At 70.4% G+C, this 17,824-nt stretch carries 20 protein-coding genes; 8 read left to right on the top strand and 12 right to left on the bottom strand.

Going from position 1 to position 17,824, the window contains the following annotated elements; all coding sequences use genetic code 11:
* Positions 1–140: 140 nt before the first annotated feature.
* On the top strand, positions 141–695 hold the full coding sequence (locus IT779_RS29395; protein ID WP_196152710.1) for a recombinase family protein: 555 nt from the start codon (positions 141–143) through the stop codon (positions 693–695).
* Positions 696–847: 152 nt separating this feature from the next.
* Here the strand turns inward: IT779_RS29395 and thpD are convergent, their stop codons facing one another.
* From thpD to IT779_RS29430, 7 genes are all read right to left on the bottom strand, one after another.
* Positions 848–1,741, bottom strand: coding sequence for an ectoine hydroxylase (thpD, locus tag IT779_RS29400; RefSeq protein WP_198429077.1), 894 nt, complete (start codon positions 1,739–1,741; stop codon positions 848–850).
* Positions 1,738–2,133 carry an ectoine synthase gene (locus tag IT779_RS29405; protein ID WP_196152712.1) on the bottom strand — a complete coding sequence of 132 codons (396 nt, stop codon included), beginning with the start codon at positions 2,131–2,133 and terminating at the stop codon, positions 1,738–1,740. The genes thpD and IT779_RS29405 overlap by 4 nt, the downstream gene beginning before the upstream one ends.
* Positions 2,130–3,440: a diaminobutyrate--2-oxoglutarate transaminase gene (ectB, locus tag IT779_RS29410; protein ID WP_196152713.1), complete on the bottom strand. Its 1,311-nt coding sequence runs from the start codon at positions 3,438–3,440 to the stop codon at positions 2,130–2,132. Before ectB ends, IT779_RS29405 begins: the two co-directional genes overlap by 4 nt.
* Positions 3,437–3,994: a diaminobutyrate acetyltransferase gene (gene ectA, locus IT779_RS29415; RefSeq protein ID WP_196152714.1), complete on the bottom strand. Its 558-nt coding sequence runs from the start codon at positions 3,992–3,994 to the stop codon at positions 3,437–3,439. Before ectA ends, ectB begins: the two co-directional genes overlap by 4 nt.
* Positions 3,995–4,158: 164 nt before the next feature.
* Positions 4,159–4,872 carry a response regulator transcription factor gene (locus IT779_RS29420; protein WP_196152715.1) on the bottom strand — a complete coding sequence of 238 codons (714 nt, stop codon included), beginning with the start codon at positions 4,870–4,872 and terminating at the stop codon, positions 4,159–4,161.
* Between the two features lie 273 nt (positions 4,873–5,145).
* Positions 5,146–5,559, bottom strand: a complete 414-nt coding sequence (locus tag IT779_RS29425) for a hypothetical protein (RefSeq protein ID WP_198429078.1) — start codon at positions 5,557–5,559, stop codon at positions 5,146–5,148.
* Positions 5,560–6,072: 513 nt separating this feature from the next.
* On the bottom strand, positions 6,073–6,504 hold the full coding sequence (locus IT779_RS29430) for an ATP-binding protein (protein WP_196152716.1): 432 nt from the start codon (positions 6,502–6,504) through the stop codon (positions 6,073–6,075).
* Positions 6,505–6,748: 244 nt separating this feature from the next.
* Here IT779_RS29430 and IT779_RS29435 point away from each other — a divergent pair, with 244 nt between their 5' ends.
* From IT779_RS29435 to IT779_RS29455, 5 genes are all read left to right on the top strand, one after another.
* Positions 6,749–7,960, top strand: coding sequence for a glycosyltransferase (locus tag IT779_RS29435; RefSeq protein ID WP_196152717.1), 1,212 nt, complete (start codon positions 6,749–6,751; stop codon positions 7,958–7,960).
* A 101-nt stretch (positions 7,961–8,061) separates the two neighbouring features.
* A complete protein-coding gene (locus tag IT779_RS29440; protein WP_196152718.1) occupies positions 8,062–9,048 on the top strand; it encodes a CAP domain-containing protein in 987 nt (328 codons plus the stop codon).
* A gap of 131 nt (positions 9,049–9,179) precedes the next feature.
* The gene (locus tag IT779_RS29445; RefSeq protein WP_196152719.1) at positions 9,180–9,464 is read left to right on the top strand and encodes a hypothetical protein; all 285 of its coding nucleotides are present in this window, start codon (positions 9,180–9,182) and stop codon (positions 9,462–9,464) included.
* Positions 9,465–9,640: 176 nt separating this feature from the next.
* Positions 9,641–9,949 carry a hypothetical protein gene (locus IT779_RS29450; RefSeq protein ID WP_196152720.1) on the top strand — a complete coding sequence of 103 codons (309 nt, stop codon included), beginning with the start codon at positions 9,641–9,643 and terminating at the stop codon, positions 9,947–9,949.
* Positions 9,946–10,920: a glycosyltransferase family 9 protein gene (locus tag IT779_RS29455; protein ID WP_196152721.1), complete on the top strand. Its 975-nt coding sequence runs from the start codon at positions 9,946–9,948 to the stop codon at positions 10,918–10,920. The genes IT779_RS29450 and IT779_RS29455 overlap by 4 nt, the downstream gene beginning before the upstream one ends.
* A gap of 5 nt (positions 10,921–10,925) precedes the next feature.
* Here the strand turns inward: IT779_RS29455 and IT779_RS29460 are convergent, their stop codons facing one another.
* From IT779_RS29460 to IT779_RS29475, 4 genes are all read right to left on the bottom strand, one after another.
* A complete protein-coding gene (locus IT779_RS29460) occupies positions 10,926–11,462 on the bottom strand; it encodes an FHA domain-containing protein (protein WP_232542226.1) in 537 nt (178 codons plus the stop codon).
* Between the two features lie 173 nt (positions 11,463–11,635).
* Positions 11,636–12,922: a VWA domain-containing protein gene (locus IT779_RS29465; protein WP_196152723.1), complete on the bottom strand. Its 1,287-nt coding sequence runs from the start codon at positions 12,920–12,922 to the stop codon at positions 11,636–11,638.
* The gene (locus IT779_RS29470; RefSeq protein ID WP_196152724.1) at positions 12,919–14,136 is read right to left on the bottom strand and encodes a protein phosphatase 2C domain-containing protein; all 1,218 of its coding nucleotides are present in this window, start codon (positions 14,134–14,136) and stop codon (positions 12,919–12,921) included. Before IT779_RS29470 ends, IT779_RS29465 begins: the two co-directional genes overlap by 4 nt.
* On the bottom strand, positions 14,133–16,142 hold the full coding sequence (locus IT779_RS29475) for a tetratricopeptide repeat protein (protein WP_456299696.1): 2,010 nt from the start codon (positions 16,140–16,142) through the stop codon (positions 14,133–14,135). The genes IT779_RS29470 and IT779_RS29475 overlap by 4 nt, the downstream gene beginning before the upstream one ends.
* Here IT779_RS29475 and IT779_RS38180 point away from each other — a divergent pair.
* Positions 16,141–16,383, top strand: coding sequence for a hypothetical protein (locus IT779_RS38180; RefSeq protein WP_232542251.1), 243 nt, complete (start codon positions 16,141–16,143; stop codon positions 16,381–16,383). The two genes, IT779_RS29475 and IT779_RS38180, sit on opposite strands and share 2 nt — an antisense overlap.
* A gap of 78 nt (positions 16,384–16,461) precedes the next feature.
* Positions 16,462–16,605 (top strand): hypothetical protein, encoded by a 144-nt coding sequence (locus IT779_RS29480; RefSeq protein ID WP_196152726.1) that lies wholly within the window; start codon positions 16,462–16,464, stop codon positions 16,603–16,605.
* Between the two features lie 40 nt (positions 16,606–16,645).
* On the opposite strand, the gene IT779_RS29485 is transcribed toward IT779_RS29480, so the two are convergent.
* Positions 16,646–17,821 carry a hypothetical protein gene (locus IT779_RS29485; RefSeq protein ID WP_196152727.1) on the bottom strand — a complete coding sequence of 392 codons (1,176 nt, stop codon included), beginning with the start codon at positions 17,819–17,821 and terminating at the stop codon, positions 16,646–16,648.
* Positions 17,822–17,824 lie beyond the last annotated feature (3 nt).

A 17,824-nucleotide genomic window follows, 5' to 3' on the forward strand; every position in this document is an offset into this window, starting at 1 on the left:
CATCTGGGACAGAAACGAACGTTTCTGTCCCAGATCCGGCCCACCGCCACGTGTTCGCGAACCCGCAGGTCGTCGGACTCTCAATCCGGGTCAGAACTCGTGTGCGGAATCTATGACACGAAACCGGACATGTCGACCCTTTGTGGAACAGTTCCGGGCATGGCACGGTTCGGATCGACGCGCTCACCGCGGCGGGGTGCGAGAAGATCTGGGTCGACAAGGCATCCGGGAAGCTGGCGCGGCGCCCGGAGTGGGACAAATGCTTCGAGCATCTATGCCGCAGCGACGAACTCGTCATCACGCGGCTCTCGCGGCCGTTCCGGTCGGTGCGGCACATGACCGAGCTCGCCGCCCAGCTCGACGAGCGGGGTATCGATCTGGTCGTGTTGAAGCAGGGCATTGATACCACCACCCCGGCGGGCCGGTTCCTGTTCCATGTCATCGCCGCGATGGACGAGATGACCGCCGACCTGATCAGCGAGGGCACCTTGGAAGGACTCGAATCCGCTCGTTCCCGTGGCCGGGTCGGCGGGCGTCCGGCGGCGCTGACCAGGTTGCAGGTGATCAAGGCTCGCGAGATGTACGACGAAACCGACGAACACGGCAAACGCCGCTACACCGTCGCCCAGATCGCCGAAACCTTCGGCGTCTCACGCAAAACCATCTACAGACACCTCAACCGCGATCACCCCTAAACAGCAGCTACGGCCATACCCGCCCGAAATTCGGCCAGTCGGCGACCCCCTGACCAGCTACTCAACGAACTTCGATGGATTTTCGGCGAAAGCTGCGGGGACCCCACGACGCGAGATCCCGCACGGGAGCGAATCTTTACCGGAGTCGATCCCTATACGGGAGTGAAGTCGCGAGCCGCGATGTAGGTCGGACGCCGCGCGGGCGCCGCATACGGCTCGGCGAGCGCGTTCTCGACGCTGTTGAACACCAGGAAGATGTTCGAACGCGGGAACGGGGTGATGTTGTTCGACGAGCCGTGCATGATGTTGGAGTCGAACAGCAGCGCCGACCCGGCGCGTCCGGTGAACTGCACGATGCCGTGCTGATTGGCCAACTCCGCGATATCGGCCTGGCTCGGCACCCCGATCTCCTGCTCCTGCAACGACTCCCGGTAGTGCTCGGCGGGAGTGCTGCCGGGGCAGCCGACGAAGCTGCGATGCGAGCCCGGCATCACCATCAACGAACCGTTGACAGGGTAGTTGTCGGTCAACGCGATCGACAGACTCACCGCGCGCGGGCTCGGCATCCCGTCCTCGGCGTGCCAGGTCTCGAAATCGGAATGCCAGTAGAAGCCGCCGCCGCGGAATCCGGGCATGTAGTTGATGCGCGTCTGGTGCAGATACACCTGCGAACCGAGCAGCTGCCGCGCCAGTCCGACGACCCTGGTCTCGCGCACCAGATCCGCGACCGCGGCGCTGAGCCGATGCACCTCGAAGATCGAGCGCACCCGCCGCGAGGACTTCTCCACGATGACGCGGTCGTCCTCGGCCAGGTCGGGATCGGCGGCGAGGCGGCCGATCTCGGCGCCGAAGTCGGCGACCTCGGTGGGGGTCAGCAGATCCTCGACGGCGGCGAAACCGTCGGCGTCGAATCCGGACAACGCCGGATGGGTCACCGTGCCCCACACGGCGGGATCGGTGCGCCCGATGCGGCGCCCCGCTCCCCCGGTGCGGGTGGGATAGCGGTCGGACAGGTCGGGGATGTGCTTGGTCACCATCGGCGTCATCCGACCGGAGCGGCGATCAGCGGGTAGACGCCATCGCTGTCGTGGACCTCCTGACCGGTGACCGGCGGATTGAACACACACATCATCCGCATGCGGGTGCGCGCGATCAGGCGGTGGCGTTCGTGCCCGTCGAGCAGATACATCGACCCCGGCGCCAGCGGGTAGGCGACATCGTTGTCGAGGTCGTGCAGGGTGCCTTCGCCCTCGACCAGCCACACCGCCTCGACGTGGTTGAGGTAGTGGAAGACGTGTTCGCTGCCCGCGTCGATGGTGGTCTCGTGGAAGGAGAACCCGACGCGGTCGCCGCCGAGCACGATGCGCTTGCTGCGCCACCCCTTGCCCGCCACGTCACGTTCGGTGCCGGTGATCTCGGCGGTGGTTCGTACGATCATGCGCGTTCGCCTCCGTTTCCGGCGCCGCGGTGGTGCAGCCTGCCCCAGCCGGTGCACACGGTGTCGATGGCGCCCGTCAGTACCTGTAGTCCCCGGTCGATCTCGTCGTCGGTGACGGTCAGCGGCGGCAGCAACTTGACCACCTCGTCGCTGGAACCGGAGGTCTCGACCAGCAGGCCGCGTTCGAAGGCGACCTGGCAGATCTTGCCCGCCTGCGACGGGTCGTCGAAGGCGAGGCCCTGTACGAGTCCGCGGCCGCGGGTGGTGATGCCGGGGAAATGTCCGGCGGCCTCGCCGAGCACGGCGGCGATGCGCTCGCCCTTGGCTTCGGTGGCTTTCTGGAGGGTGTCGTCGGCCCAGTAGTGCTGCAGCGCGGCGTGCGCGGTCACGAAGGCCGGGTTGTTGCCGCGGAAGGTGCCGTTGTGCTCGCCGGGGGACCACTGGTCGAGTTCGGGCTTGAACAGCACCAGCGCCATCGGCAGTCCGTAGCCGCCGATGGACTTGGACAGGGTCACGATGTCGGGGGTGATGCCCGCGATCTCGAAGGAGAAGAACGGGCCGGTGCGCCCGCAGCCCATCTGCACGTCGTCGACGATCAGCAGGATCTCGCGCTCGGCGCACAGGTCGGCGAGGTGGCGCAGCCATTCCACGCGCGCCACGTTCACCCCGCCCTCGCCCTGCACGGTCTCCACGATCACCGCGGCGGGCCGGTCGAAACCGGAGGAGGTGTCGTCCAGGACGCGTTCCATCCACTGGAAGTCGGCGGTGGTGTTGTCGAAGTAGCCGTCGTAGGGCATGTGGGCGGCGTGCACCAGCGGCACACCGGCGCCCGCGCGTTTGGCCGCGTTGCCGGTCACCGACAGCGCGCCGAGGGTCATGCCGTGGAAGGCGTTGGTGAAGCTGAGCACGGTTTCGCGGCCGGTGATCTTGCGCGCCAGTTTCAGCGCGGCCTCCACCGCGTTGGCGCCCGTCGGGCCGGGGAACTGGACCTTGTAGTCCAGCCCGCGCGGGGTGAAGACGGTGTCACGCAGGGTTTCGAGCAGCCTGCGTTTGGCCGCGGTGGACATGTCGAGGCCGTGGGTGATGCCGTCGCCCGCGATGTAGTCCAGCAGGGGCTGTTTGAGCACGGGGTTGTTGTGGCCGTAGTTCAGGGCGCCCGCGCCCGCGAAGAAGTCCAGGTAGTCCTTGCCTTCCTCGTCGCGCAGCCAGCTGCCCTTGGCGGTGGTGAACACCGTCGGCCAGGCCCGGCAGTAGCCACGCACATTCGATTCCATCTCGTCGAACACGGTGGTGTCGGCGTCGATCATCGGAGTTCCTCCTGAACTTTCGGTGCGATGCGATAGAGGTCTTCTGCGGCGTGGTCGTCGGGGAACGCGCCGGGTCCGAACAGCGGGCGCCGGGTCATCTCGGCGCCGCGTCGACGCGCCACGGCGTCGAACATGCCGATCGAGGCCGGGTTGTCCGGTGCGATCGTGGTCTCGAGCGTGGTGGCGCCGTCGGCGGCGACGGCGTCCATCAGGCCCGAGATCAGCGCGGCGCCGGTGCCACGGCCGCGTTGGCCGCGATCGACGGCGACCTGCCAGACGAACACCGTGTCGGGGCGGTCCGGTCGCAGGTAACCGATGACGAAACCCACCACTCGGCCCTCGACCTCGGCGACCAGCGAGGTGGCCGCGAAATCACGACACCACAGCACATAGGCGTAACTCGAATTGACGTCGAGCACGCGGGAATCCTTCGCGATCCGCCAAATCCGCGCTCCGTCGCCGACCCGTGGGGACCGCAGCGCGGTGGCGACGTTCCGCCCGGATTCCCGCCGCGCCGAATCGACCTTCTCCGTGGACACAGTTGGTGCAGACATACAACTCCCAGGTCGGGTATTGCCGTTCTCATCCAGATTTGCCCGGTTACATTGAGGTGAACTGGTCGAACATATTGCGGTTCTATTACGAACGGATCACATGCGCTGCCCGGAGCGCTATTCGTGTGACGCGTACGACGTTTGAAACGGAATCCGCGGGGAAACTACCGTTGCAGGTCGAGTCGATATCCGAGACCGCGAACGGTGACGACGAGATTCGGCGAGGAAGGATCGCGCTCGATTTTGGTTCGCAAACGACGCATATGGACGTCGACTATGCGCTCGTCACCGAAAAACCCTTCGTCCCACACTCTTTCGAGCAGGACAGTGCGCGACAACACCCGCCCCGGGGTTTCCGCGAGTTCGCACAGCAACCGGAATTCGGTGATCGTGAGTCGGATTTCCTCCGAACCGCGGCGCACTGCGCCGCCGTCGCGGTCCAGAATCAACGTCGATTCCGGACCGGATTCGAGGACGAGTTCTCGCGCGGCCGATTCACGCTCCGCGGTGAGGCGCGCGCGGCGGCGCAGCGCACGCATGCGCGCGGAGATCTCCTTGATTTCGAAAGGTTTGGTGACGTAATCGTCGGCGCCCGCTTCCAATGCGGCGACGACATCGTGAGTATCGTCACGTGCACTGATCACGATAATGGGTACGTCGTGATCGCGACGAATTTCTCGAATACAATCGAAACCGTCCATATCGCCGAGCATCAATTCGACGATCATGACATCGGGCACACCCGAATCCCGCAGCCTCGCCAGCACGTCCTCGCCCTCGCGCGCCTCGCTGACGTCGTAGCCCTCGCCCTCCATCGCCGCACGCAACGCGCCACGGACTTCCGCGTCCTCGTCCACGATCATCAGATTGACCGGCATGACCGCACCTCGCTGCGCACTCGAGACCTCTATCCCTAGCAGACACGCGGACGCGCGAGGGCGTGCGGAGAATCGCATTACCACCACCGACGCGACAATCCGCCTTCCAGCAACTTGCCAAGCCACCGAATACCCCGACCTGCCGCGAGGTAAACGCCGGGTTTCCACGCAGGTTGATATCGCACGCACCGGGGACGGACACGACACCGCCCCCGCGTGTGCACGCGGGGGCGGTGTCCGAGCTATCCGATGGCGTACTCATGTCGGTGCGGCTCACCTCAGGTCCGGGGGACTCTCCAGGCGATTGAAGTTGCTGCGGCTGCCGTCGGCGCGATTGTCCTGATAGCGGAACTCCAGGCCGCGCTCGTCGAAGGTGGCGAACCACTCCTCCCAGTCCACCGGGCGCAGCACCGCGCCGCCGTAACCGGGGAAGTCGAAACGCAGCACCTCGAGCCTGCCGTCGTATTCGCTGCCAGGCATGGTGGCCGGGCGCGCGCCACGCTGCTCGGCCCAACGCCGGATCACCTCGTGATCACGGGTCACGTGGGTGGGCACCGTGCGCGGTGAACTCTCGACGATTTGTCGTCTCTCACCTGCCGCGTCGAGATCCTGGCTGGTGGGCAGCGACCGTGCGCGGCCCGCTCCGATGTACGGATGGCGGGTGCTCGGTCGTCGCTGATAAGTCATGACGACCCTCCCTGAGCCCTTGAACGACGGCCCTTCGAACGACGGAATTCCGGTTGAATACTGCGTACCCGATGGATCTCGCGCACAAACGCGAGGATCACTGTGAGCTGCGCCCCTCTTCGCCGGTTCACCGGAGCGCCCTCTTCGCCGGTTCACCGGCCGGCACCCTCATCGCCGGTTCACCGGGCCGCGATCGGGTACCCGCCGACGATGATGGCAATGCGAAGTTCCGTCACCGGCCCGACTGATCGACCGGAACCGGTGTCGTCACTACCGAATCCGCCCGACCCGGCGCCCCCCGGCCCCACGCCCGATCCCGTTCCACCGCAACCGGAACCATCGCCGATACCGCCGGTGCCCGCACCCGATCCGCCGCCGGATCCCGCACACCCGCCGACGCCGGACCCGCTGCCGCCGATACCCGGTCCCGCGCCGAACCCCGATCCGCTGCCGCCGGTGCCCGGCCCCGAACCGATCGACCCCGTTCCACTGCAACCGCGCTGAACTCCGCCATCACCGTCCGTCGGTGGCGGCGCGGGCCCAGCAGAACTCGATCACCGTCGGGTAGCCGCCCGTGAACCGGTCGTGATCGGCGCGTTCGATCCGCACCGACTCGGTCAGCGTCCGCAGGATGTGATAGCCGAACCCGGCCTCGGCCGAGACGGTGTCCGAGGCCGCGACCGAGGTCACGCGCACCCGCATGCGGCCGGGCTCGTAGCTGAAACGGCATTCCAGCTCGGTGTCATCGGCCGCGTCGAGCACCAGCGAGGTCGCCACCTCGTCCAGGGCCAGCCTGATGTCGGTCACCTCGTCGAGCGCGAAATCGGCGATGAGGGAGATCGTCTCGGCCAGTGCGCGCACCATGATCAACTGATCCAGCCGGGCGGGTACCCGCACCCCGACCGTGGTCGTGTCCGTCGCCGATCGCGACAACCGCTCCCCCATGAACCCATCACCACCTTGTCTCGCGCCGCCGTGCGGGCGCTGCCGCGACGGCAGCCGAACTCCGGGACCGCGACGTTGTTCTGCCGGCGGCGTACCCGACGCCGCGGACCCGAAACCCGCCGCCCCCACCGCACCGACCGTGTGTTCGGGCGCGCGGCGGGTTGTTTGCGGCCAGCCCGACCCGGGCATATCCGCCACATGCCGGACACGGCTCGGGACCGGCCGCAACAGAACGGAGTCTCCCGTGAAGATCGCGATGGTTTCCGCGCACGCAAGCCCGCTCGTCGAACCGGGCGGATCCGCGACCGGCGGACGCAACGTGCACGTCGCGGCGCTCTCGGCGGCCCTGGTGCGCGCCGGACACCAGGTCACCGTGTACACCCGCCGCGACGACCCGCACATCCGCACCGAGGTGGCGACCCGTGAGGGCTATCTGGTGGTGCACGTGCCCGCGGGGCCCGCCGCGCCGCTGCCGCGCGATCAGATCCTGCCGCACCTCGGCGAATTCGGCACCTTCCTGCAGCGGCACTGGAGTATGCATCCGGCCGACCTCGTGCACGCCCACTACTGGATGTCGGCGCTGGCCGCCGAGCTCGCGGCGCGCGCGCACCGGCTGCCGGTGCTGGTGTCCTTCCACGGTCTCGGCACCGTCGCGCGCCGCCACCACGGCCTGGCCGACACCAGTCCGCGTTCGCGTATCCGGTTCGAACGGCTCATCGCGCTGCGCGCCGCCCACGTCCTTGCCGCCAGTTCCGACGAGGCCGCCGAACTCGCCCGCATGGGCGTGCCGCGCTTCCGCACCTCGGTCGTGCCGGGCGGGGTCGACCCCGTCGCCTTCGCTCCCACCGGCGGCGCGGCCGCGCGCGGCGCCCGATACCGGCTGGTGTCGGTGGGAAGGCTGTTGCGGCGCAAGGGATTCGACGTCGGCGTGCGGGCGCTGGCCGAGTTGCCCGACACCGAACTGGTGATCGCGGGCGGCGCGGTGGGCGACGACATAGACGACGACGGCGAAGGCAGGCGGCTGCGCCGTATCGCCGGCGAGCACGGCGTCGCCGACCGGTTCCGTATTCTGGGCCCGGTCTCCCACGTCGGGATGGCGCGGCTGTACCGGTCCGCGGACGTGGTGCTGTGCACGCCGTGGTTCGAACCGTTCGGGCTGGTGCCGCTCGAGGCGATGGCCTGCCGCAGGCCGGTGGTGGCCACCGCGGTGGGCGGGCTGCGCGACACCGTCGTGGACGGCGTCACCGGGCGACTGGTGTACACACCCGACCCGCACGAGGTGGCGCGCGCGGTGCGGCCACTGCTGGCCGACGCCACCCTGCGCGAGACCTGGGGCGCGGCCGCCGACGACCGCGCCCGCGACGGCTACAACTGGGACAAGGTCGCCGCGGCCACCCTGCACGCCTACCGCAGGATCGCACCCCAGTGTGACGCGGCCGCGCTGTCGACCCGCTGAGCTGCGCCGATACCGGCCGTTGGTGACTGATTGGTTCCTCGTTGGTCACCGGCCCGACGCTGTGTGCAACCCACCGACACCAGCACACAGGGGAACCGACCATGAAACTCGCGACCACCGCCACCGCCGCCGTACTCGCCCTCGCCGCCACCGCCGCGGTGTTCACCGCCCCGGCCGCGGTCGCAGCGCCCTACACCAACTGCGACGTCGACCAGGCCGCGCTGGCGCTGCGCGGCGAGGAGAGCACCGTCTTCGAGCAGATCAACAAGATGCGCGCCGACGCCGGGCTCAAAGCGGTCACCCACACCGAGACCATGGCACGCCCGGCCGAATGGGCGAGCAACGACAGCGCCGAGCGCGGCACCTCGCCCGCCGATCACGTCGACACCCTCGGCCGCGACATCAAGACCCGCTTCGCCCAGTGCGGCGTGCCGACCGACGCGCCGAAGATCGCCGAGATCAACTTCTTCGGCACCGAGGTGGCGCCCGCCGACGCCATGCGGTTCTGGTCCAACTCCCCCGGACACCGCGCCATCATCCTCGACGGCGACCTCACCGACGTCGGCGTGTCGGTGATCTACCAGGGCGACCGCCGCCACTGGACGGTCACCTTCGCAAAGGGCAAAGCCGCCGCGCCCGCCGCCACCGTGACCCGCCAGAACCTGACCGGCGCCCAGCACCAGGCCGAATTCGACAGCCTGGTCGCCCAGGGCTACCGCATCAGCGACATCACCGCCACCAGCGGCTCCGACCCCCGCTACAGCAGCACCTGGGTGCGCAACGACGGCCGCGCCTGGCAGGCCCGCCACGGCCTCGACTCGCGCACCTACCAGTCCGAGTTCGACAAACTGCTCGCCCAGGGCTACCGACTGACCCTGGTGCGCGGCTACGAGGTCGACGGCGCCTCGCGTTTCGTCGGCATCTGGGAGAAGAACGACGGGCGCGCGTGGCAGGCCCGCCACGACATCACCGTGCAGGCCTTCGACAGCACCGCGGGACAGCTCGCCGGTGAAGGCTACCGGCTGGTCCACCAGCACCGGTACACGGTGAATGGGCAGACCTTCGTCGCCGCCATCTGGAACAAGTAACAGCTCGAGACCGGCCGCGGCCCCCGCAGCGGGGGCCGCGGCTTCGTCGTGCGCGGTGATTGCGATCGCCGTGCGCGGGTATCGCGGCCGGTGAGACCGGATGTACCCATGTCACCGACGAGGAGGCCACAGTGACCGAGGAGAACTTTCCCGACCACGCCCGCACCACGCGCACCCACGCGGGTGAATCCATCGAGGACACCCGCAACTGGCCGGGGATCGTGCTCGCGGCACTGGGCATCGTCGCTGTCGGCGCGACGCTCACCGCCTCCGGATACGGCTACGAGGGCTGGGCGATCATCGGCGGCATCGTCGCCGCGGTGTGTCTGATCGCCGGGGTGTCGCTGCTGTGGGCCGAACACCGGCGGGTGCGCCGCGGCGTGGACGGTCGACTCTTCGACGACCGAGGCCACTGAATCCGGTGACGCCGATTGCGGCGTGCGTGAGGGGGTATTGCCTCCGGTGACCCGCCGCACCGGTGCGGGGCCCGTGTCGGCAGCGCGAGGACGCGCCCGCGGGTGCGCACAATCCGGGCGGCAGCGGGCGCGAGCCGATTCCGAGCCCGAAACCCCTTCACCACCAGGAGAATTCGATGATCGTGAGGACAACGGTCGCCGTGGGCGTCGCCGCGCTGGCAGTGCTCGCCACCGGCTGCGACGAAGCGGAGAAAGCGATCAACAAGGGCGGGGACACCCCGTGCAGCGACTACCTCGGCCAAAGTCCGGACGACCGGCGGGTGACGGTCACCAAATTCCTGGAGCAGGACCGCACCGGCTCCGAGCCGAGCGCGCAGACCGTGGACGGGTCCATGGCCGCGATCCAGGTCATGTGCGCGGCGCAGGCCAACCCCGAAACACCCATCCGCGAAGCGGACCTGACCGGGATCGTGATCCCCCGATGAGCACGCGACCCACCGCCGTCACCCTGATCCTGCGAGCCCGCGGACTCGACGGGCTGCTCACCGCGCTGCCCGCGTTGCGCGCGGTCCGCGCCGCTCGACCGCACCACCGGCTGGTGCTCGCGGCGCCGGGCTGGCTGCGGCCCATCGTGGAACTCACCGGCTGCGTCGACGGCCTGCACGCCACCCACATGCTCGGTGACCTGCGCTGGAACGCGCCACCGCCGACCTCGGCGATCAACCTGCACGACGCGGGCCCCGACAGCATCACCGACCTGCTCGGCACCGACCCCGAACAGCTCATCAGCTACAAGCACCCGGACTTCCCGTACATGCGCGGCCCGACCTGGCCCGCGCATGTACACGACACGGTGCGCTGGTGTCGCCTGCTCGAATCCGCAGGCATCCCCGCCGATCCCACCGACTACGCGATCGCGCCGCCGGTGGAAGCGCTCGGGCTGCGCAGCCACATCGTGATCCATCCCGGCGCGCCCGCCGCGCGCCGCTGGCCCGCCGAACGCTTCGCCCGCGTCGCCGCAGCCCTCATCGACACCGGCTACCCGATCCTGGTCACCGGCGACGCCGCCGAAGTCGGATTGGCGCACGCGGTCGCCGAAGCCGCGGGCCTGCCGCGCCGCTGTGTCGTCGCCGGTGAGCTGACCGTGCGCCAGTTGGCCGCGACGATCGCGGGCGCCGCGCTGCTGGTGGCGGGCGACACCGGCGTCGGGCATCTGGCCACCGCGTTCGGGACGCATTCGGTGCTGGTGTTCGGCCCGGCCTCGCCCGACCGCGCCGCGCCGCCGCCGCACCGCGACGCCAACACCGCGCTGTGGGCGGGCCGCGTCGGCGACATCGACGCACTCGATCCGGATCCCGGTCTGCTGCTCGTCACCGAGGACCAGGTGATCCACGCCGCGCGCCGCCAACTCGAGGCGACCCGACGCGAAACGGTCATGGTGGCCGACGCGGGCTGAACGCGTCAGCGCGGGCGGGTCGACAGGGTGATCGTGGTCCACGCGCCCAGATGGATCCGGTCGCCGCTGCGCAACCGCACCGCGTCACCGGGGCGGATCAGTTCGTCGCTGTCGTTGAGGCTGGTGCCGTTGGTGGAGCCGAGGTCGGTGATGGTCAGCGCCGTCGGTGTCAGGCGCAGCATCGCGTGCGCGCGCGACACCCCCGCGTCGGCTGGCGCGAGACCCAGGTCGATATCGGGCGTGACCCCTTGGGAGACACTGCGTTTGCCGATGAGGATCTCCGCGCCGCCCAGCACGATCCGCCGCTCGGGCACATAGGCCGGGAATTCGACCCGGTCGGCGTCGGGGCCCTCGCGCGCCAGGACCCGCTCGTAGAAGGCGCGGTCGGCGGCGATGGCGGCGATCCAGTCGACGCCGCCGGTCGGGGCGAACCCGCCGGTCTCGGCGAAACCGGGTGAGACCACCGTCGACTCCGCCGCGCGCCCGCCGGACCCGCCGCTGTCGCTATCGGGTCCCGCGCCGTTCGACGGGAGGACGCCCAACGCCGAATCATGACCGCACGCCTCGCAGAACCGTCCGCCGCTCGGCCGCCCGCACGCCGGGCACGCCGACGGCGGCCCCGCGACGCCCGGGTCCGCGCCACTCATCGGCGACCCGCAGACATCGCAGTAGTCGCTCGCCTGCGACCGGTGGCCGTCCGGGCAGATATGCATGTTCACCCCTGTCCGCGAACTCGTTTCGTCTTCGTGGAACGCGCGTCGAGCGCCATGGCCGCCGCGGCGTCCACCGAACGGCGCAGCCGCACCGTGCCGTCGCGCTCGTCCACCTCGACCACACCGCGCAACAGTTTCGCCGTGCCCTCGTTGCCCGACTCCGCGGCCAGCTCCACCGCGCGGCGCAACTTGGCGGTGGCGGTCTCCACGTCACCGGAACTGCGCGCCGCCAAACCCTCCTGCACCGCCTGAGCCAGTTCGGCCTGACCGGTGTAATGCGCGACCCGCCTGCTGATCCGGGCCGACAGCGCGGACTCGGTGGTCCACACCGCGCGCACCAGACCCTGGCCGACGACCTGTTCTCCCGCCACCACGCTCACCCTGGCCGCGAGCTTCTCCCGCCCCGGCGCGGCGGGCTCCACCCGCACCTGCACGTGGTAGTCGCGCTCCTCCGCGCCCCAAGCGCCCAGCGGGTACTCCCCGACCTGCGCGCCCGACTCACGCCTGCGCGCGGTGAGATCCTCGATGGCGGGCGCGACCTGCTTCACGAAACGCACGCCGCCGCCCGCGGGCGTCCACACCCGCAAGGTCAGCTCCGGGATCGCCTTGGCCATCGACGAGCGCGCCATCGCCGCGAAATCCTCGGCGAGGCGCGCCGGATCGGCGACGATGTCGACGGTGCCGTGCAGCGCCGAGGCGATCGAACGCAGTTCCTCGACCCGCCAGTCGGTGCCGACGCCGCGGCAGTCGCAGGTGAACGCGCCCTCGGACTGCGCGATCTCCGCGGCCAGGGTCGCCGGGTCCTCGTGTTCGTTCTTGCCGTCGGTGAGCAGGATCGCGTGCACCATCGCGCCCTGATGTTTCCACGCCAGCTGACGCGCCAGACCCAGCCAGGTGCCCATCGCGGTGCCGCCGTTGGGCCGCAACGCGTCCAGCGCCCGACGCGCCTCGAGACGGGTCGCCGGATTCGCGGGCACCGACGGCACCTCGGTGGGATAGACCAGCTTCGCCAGGGACGTGCCCGCCACGATCGCGAAACGGGTGCCGTCGGGCAGCACGTCCAGCGCGGCCAGCGTCGCGGTGCGGGCGCCGTCGAACTTGCGGTAGCTGCCCATCGACCCCGAACAGTCGACGATCAGGATCTCCACCCGCTCCGTGGCCGGTTCGGCCGCCACGAAACCGGCGCCGGTGGTGACCGTGACCACCGCGTCGACCACGCCCGCGCCGTCGGCCAGGTACTCGTTCTGATCGACGGCGACAGACACGCCGCCCTCTGCCACCGCGCTCACTGTCGCACTCCCGGCTGATCGGATCGCGGGACCGGAGCCACCGCGACGGTGATGTTGTCGCTGCCGCCACGGCGGACCGCGAAATCGGCCAGCGCGCGCGCCGCCTCGGCCGCGTCCGCGCCGCGGATCAACTCGGCCAGACCCTCCGGATCCGGCCGATAGTTCCACAGGCCGTCCGAACACAGCAGCAGCGTGCCTGGCCCGCCGGTGCGGAACGTGCGAACGCAGCTGTCCGACCACGGTTTCGGGCCGGAATCCGCGCCGAGCCAGCGCAGCAAGGTGTGGGCGCGCGGATCCTTCATGGCCGCCTGTTCGTCCATCGCGCCCGCGTCCACCAGGGCCTGGGCGTAGGAATCGTCGGTGGTCAGGCGCTGGGAGGCCAGTGCCCGCGACGCCGCCGAGGGCGGTTCGTCGCCGCGTAGCCAATAGGCGCGGCTGTCGCCGACATTGGCGACGGTGATCTCCACGGCGTCGCCGCCGTATCCGAGCACGATCGCCGACACGTAGGTGCACGAGGGCGCGTGACCTTCCACCACCGCGACCTCGCGGACCGCGCTCGCCGCCGCCGCCAGACCCGCGAACGACGCCTCCGCCGCGCTGCGGCCCTCGCTCAGCGCGTTCAGGCACGCCTCGACACCGGCGCGCGAGGCCGCGCCCGATGCGGCCTGCGGGTCCTCCGAGGTCGACACGCCGTCGCTGACCGCGATCACGGTGATCGCGGGCGCGCCGTCGGGACCGTCGAGCACCGCCGCGGCCACCGAATCCTCGTTGCGCGCGTGCGACAGGCCGCGGTCGGTCACCACGCACACCGCGCCCAGGTCGGCGTCGAACCGGTCGGGCTGCGGGCGCAACTGGCCGCAGCCGTCGCAGTAGCCGTCGTGGTCGAAGCTGCCGCCGCAGCCCTCGCAGCGCGCGACCGAGCGGTCCTCGCGCGGCAGCGCGACCCGGCGCGCGCCGAGTTCGCGCCCGCACGACTCACAGAACCGGTCGGCGGCGTGCACGCCGGCATCGCAACCTGGACAACGGATTCCGGCCGTCACGTGATGGGCGGCGGGGGTTTCGGGACTTGCGGTCGGATGCACGTCGGTACTTTCGGCGGGAGTCGGAGCGGGAAGGGTGCGCTGACGGTCGGTGCGACGCGCCCACGGCGGTCGACCGATCTCGAGGGTCGGATCGTCGGGTGCGCCGTAGCCGTCGCGGCGCGCGCCGGTCACAGTCTTGTCCTCGGGCGGACGGCGTTGGCGCGGTCCACCAGATCGATGCGGGTCCACAGATCCTCGGTTTCCCTGGCCAGGTCGCGGTAACAGCGTTCCAGACCCGTCCGCACACCCGCGACGTCGAAACCGGCGTCGAGCAGCGGCTCGGTCCCGGTCGGGCGACCGCCCGCCGCCAGCCACGACAACGCCGCCTCCAACACCCGCATCCGCACCTGCGCGTCGCGGCGCTTGGAATCGATGCGCAAGCGCCGCACCCGGTCACCGGCCTCGCGCAGCACCCGCTCGTCCAACCGGTCGGGGCCGCGACCGGCCAGGATCGTGTCCACCGCCGACAGCCGCGCCTGCGTGTGCTGCGCCGAGGACGCCTCCACCGCGTCCAGGACCGTCACCGCCTCCGCGCGTGCGCCCGCGGCCGCGCGCAGGCGCGCCAGACCGAAAGCGGCGCTGACGAATCCGTGATCGGTGCGCCACACCGTCGCGTAGAGGCCGGTGGCGCGCACCGAGGCATCGGTGTCGGCCTCGGATTCCGCGACCGCGGCCAACGCCAGTTTCGGTGCGGGCTCACCGGGCAGCGCGTGATACACCGACTCCAATTCCGTGCGCGCCGAGGCCAGGTCGCCGCGCAGGAAATGCGCCTGTCCCCGGTACCAGGCCGATCGCCAATCCCCGGGCACGGCGTCGGCCGACGAGTCGAGGCGGCGCAGCGCGTCGTCGGGATCGCCGACCTCGAGCGCGGCGCGCACCAGCCGCAACGGAATCTCCACCGATTCCCCGCGCGCGGTCACCACCGCGCGCATCCCGGCACTCAGCGCGGGTTCCAGTTCCGCGGGCGAGGATCCGGTCGTGCTCGCCAGCAGCGCCGCGCCCGGATCGGACGGGTCGACCAGCGGCACCGGCAGCGCGGCCACCACGTCGGCGGGTGTGAGCGCCGCGTCGACGCCGAACACCGCGCGCGGCGGACCGAACAGCGCCGACATGCCCGCGCGCGGTGCGCCGTCCTCGGCCGAGAGCACCTCGCGCAGCACGCCGGTCAACTGGTCGGCCATCTCCTCGGTGGAGCCGAAACGCGCGTCCGGATCGGGGTCGGTGGCGCGCAGCAACAGCCGATACAGCGAATCGTGGGTCGCGAGCAGCGGTTCGGCGCTCGGCTGCGGCATCGGTCCGAAATGCCCGTCGTGCTCGGGGATGCGCATCATCAGCACCGCGAGAGTGCGCCCAACGGTGTAGATGTCGGTGGCCACGGTCGGGCCGGTGCGCGCGATCTCGGGCGCCTGATAGCCGATGGTCCCGTAGATGGGGCTGTCCTCGTCGTCCATGGCGATCACCGCGCCGAGGTCGATGAGTTTGAGCTGTTCGTCGGTCTGCATGACGTTGTCGGGCTTGAAATCGCAGTAGGCAAGGCCGAGCGAATGCAGGTAGCCCAGGGCGGGCAGCATCTCCAGGACGTAGGCGATGGCGCGAGCGGGCGGCAGGTGGCCGCCCTCGGTGTCGCGGTGGCCGCGCAGGATCTGTTTGAGCGAGGTGCCGCCCACGTATTCCATGACGATGTAGCCCACCGCGACACCGTCGGCGCCGAGGTGTTCGACGAAGTTGAAGATCTTGACGATGCTCGGATGCTCGACCTCGGCCAGGAAGCGCCGTTCGGCCAGCGCCGCCGCCATCGCGTCGAGGTCACCGGAATTGAGCAGGCCTTTCAGCACCACCCACCGGTTGCCGACATTGCGGTCGATGGCCAGATAGATCCAGCCGAGGCCGCCGTGGGCCAGGCAGCCCGCCACCTCGTACTGGCCGCCGACCACATCGCCCGCGGCGAGGGTCGGCGCGAAGGAATATCGGGTGCCGCAATGCGGGCAGAACCCCGTCACGCGTCCCGGTTCGCCGCCGCGCCCGCGCCCCACCGGCCGTTCGCACTTGCCGCAGAAGCGTTTCGACTCCGCTACCCGCGGGTCGGTGAGGATCGCCGAGACCGGGTCGACGCGCGGCACCCTCGGCACGTCGACCATGCCCGCGCCCAGGCGACCGCGGCCGCTCGAGCGCGAGGACGAGGAACGTCCGGTGCGCGCCGAGCGGCTCGACCCGCGCGTGCCCGCGGTGGCGGCGGTGTTCATCGCGACCGTGCCGGTGGGCGGCGCGGATACCGGAGCCGCGCCGCAGGTGTCGCAGTATCCGTCGACGACCGTGCCCGCGCAGCCGGGTTCCGCGCACGGCGGCGCCACGCTCGGGTTCGACGTCGCCGTACCCTGAGTCGCTGGATCGGCGGTCGCCGAACTCGCAGCCGCAAAAGTCGGCGACACCGGACTCGCGGTCATCGGACCCGGAGTCGTGGGGCTCGGCGTCGCTCGACTCGCGGTCGTCGGATACGAGGTCGCTGAGCTCGAAGTCGCCGAGCTCGCGGTCGTCGGACCGAAGGACGTCACCGTGACGGTCGCGGCGGCAGCCGGTGCGGTGCCGCAGACCGTGCAATAACCGTCCTCGACGGTCCCACCGCACCCCGGTTCGGCGCAGATCATGGTTTCCTCCCCGACTTCTCCCCGACGACACGCTGATAATCGGCGACCGCGCGGGTCACCGCCGCCAGATCGCACGGCCGCCGCGCCGCCAACTCCTCGGCCAGCCGCGCCGCCGCCAGCACCTCATGATCCTCGACCACGCCCAGTCTCGCCGCCTTGGCCCGGTACGCCGCCAACCGACCGCGCAGTTCCGCGCGACGATCCAGCAGACCCTGCAACAGTTCGGTGGCCGCCGCGACCCGCGCCGACGCCTCGTCGATCGCCGCCTGCGCCGCCATCAGCTCACCCACCGCGCCCGCCGCCAACGCGTCCACACGCGCTACGAGTCCCGCGTCGAGGATCTCGCGCGGCGGCAGCGGCCCGGTGCTGATCTTCGCCTCGACCTCGGCGCGCACCCGGTCGTGGTGTTCGGCGCTCGCACGCACCGTCTCCCACCCCGCGCGGGCCCGTGCGAGCGCGGCGGGCCAGTCGGCGCGGATCGCCGCCGCGCGCGCCAACGCCCCCGCCCGGCTCTTCAGCATCGCGTCGAGTCCGGCGACCCGTGCGTCGATCTCCTCCGGCGTCAACGCCAGCGGGTCGGTCGCCGAGCGCCGCAGCAGATCCGCGATCCCGGCTTGGACCTCGGCGAGTTCACCCGCGAGCGCGCCCGCCGCGTCGACCCGGTCCTGGATCGGTACGAGCCCCGACATGATCCTGGTGTTCACCGCGTCGACGGCGTCCAGGAATTCCGCCACCCGAGGGAAACCGGACCGCATCCGGTGCACCGTCTCGGCCGGGCCCGCCGTCAGCACCTGTTCGCTCGGGCCGGTCAGCGAGCGCAGCGCCATCGGGATCGGGGTGCGCGACACCTCGATGCCCTCGCGCAGCAACCTGGTCAACTCGACGCGCGCGGCGTCGTCGACGCGGGCGCGGACCCCGCGCACGGTGCGCGCGGCCTCCAGGATCGTGCGCAGCCGGGTGTGGTCCTGCCACATCGACTCCAGCGCCTCGCGCACCGGAACCCACGCCCGTTCGGTGACCCCGGTCGGCGGGAAACGCCGGATCAGCGTCAGGCCCGGATGGCGGTCCAACTCCAGCAGCGTCGCGGTGATGCGCTCGAATTCCTCGGAGCGGAAACGCAACTCGCCGTCGATCTGGGCGAGGGTGAGCATCCTCGGGTCCGCCTCGCTCATCCG

The organism is Nocardia bovistercoris (assembly GCF_015674855.1).
Taxonomy (GTDB): domain Bacteria; phylum Actinomycetota; class Actinomycetes; order Mycobacteriales; family Mycobacteriaceae; genus Nocardia; species Nocardia bovistercoris.

Bases quoted from the DNA above. Each gene is read 5' to 3' on its own strand.
- IT779_RS29430 (WP_196152716.1), bottom strand. From the start codon at position 6,504: ATGGGGGAGCGGTTGTCGCGATCGGCGACGGACACGACCACGGTCGGG.
- thpD (WP_198429077.1), bottom strand. From the start codon at position 1,741: ATGACGCCGATGGTGACCAAGCACATCCCCGACCTGTCCGACCGCTAT.
- IT779_RS29450 (WP_196152720.1), top strand. From the start codon at position 9,641: ATGATCGTGAGGACAACGGTCGCCGTGGGCGTCGCCGCGCTGGCAGTG.
- IT779_RS29455 (WP_196152721.1), top strand. From the start codon at position 9,946: ATGAGCACGCGACCCACCGCCGTCACCCTGATCCTGCGAGCCCGCGGA.
- IT779_RS29420 (WP_196152715.1), bottom strand. From the start codon at position 4,872: ATGCCGGTCAATCTGATGATCGTGGACGAGGACGCGGAAGTCCGTGGC.
- IT779_RS29425 (WP_198429078.1), bottom strand. From the start codon at position 5,559: ATGACTTATCAGCGACGACCGAGCACCCGCCATCCGTACATCGGAGCG.
- ectA (WP_196152714.1), bottom strand. From the start codon at position 3,994: ATGTCTGCACCAACTGTGTCCACGGAGAAGGTCGATTCGGCGCGGCGG.
- IT779_RS29440 (WP_196152718.1), top strand. From the start codon at position 8,062: ATGAAACTCGCGACCACCGCCACCGCCGCCGTACTCGCCCTCGCCGCC.
- ectB (WP_196152713.1), bottom strand. From the start codon at position 3,440: ATGATCGACGCCGACACCACCGTGTTCGACGAGATGGAATCGAATGTG.
- IT779_RS29405 (WP_196152712.1), bottom strand. From the start codon at position 2,133: ATGATCGTACGAACCACCGCCGAGATCACCGGCACCGAACGTGACGTG.
- IT779_RS29485 (WP_196152727.1), bottom strand. From the start codon at position 17,821: ATGAGCGAGGCGGACCCGAGGATGCTCACCCTCGCCCAGATCGACGGC.
- IT779_RS29475 (WP_456299696.1), bottom strand. From the start codon at position 16,142: ATGGTCGACGTGCCGAGGGTGCCGCGCGTCGACCCGGTCTCGGCGATC.
- IT779_RS38180 (WP_232542251.1), top strand. From the start codon at position 16,141: ATGCCCGCGCCCAGGCGACCGCGGCCGCTCGAGCGCGAGGACGAGGAA.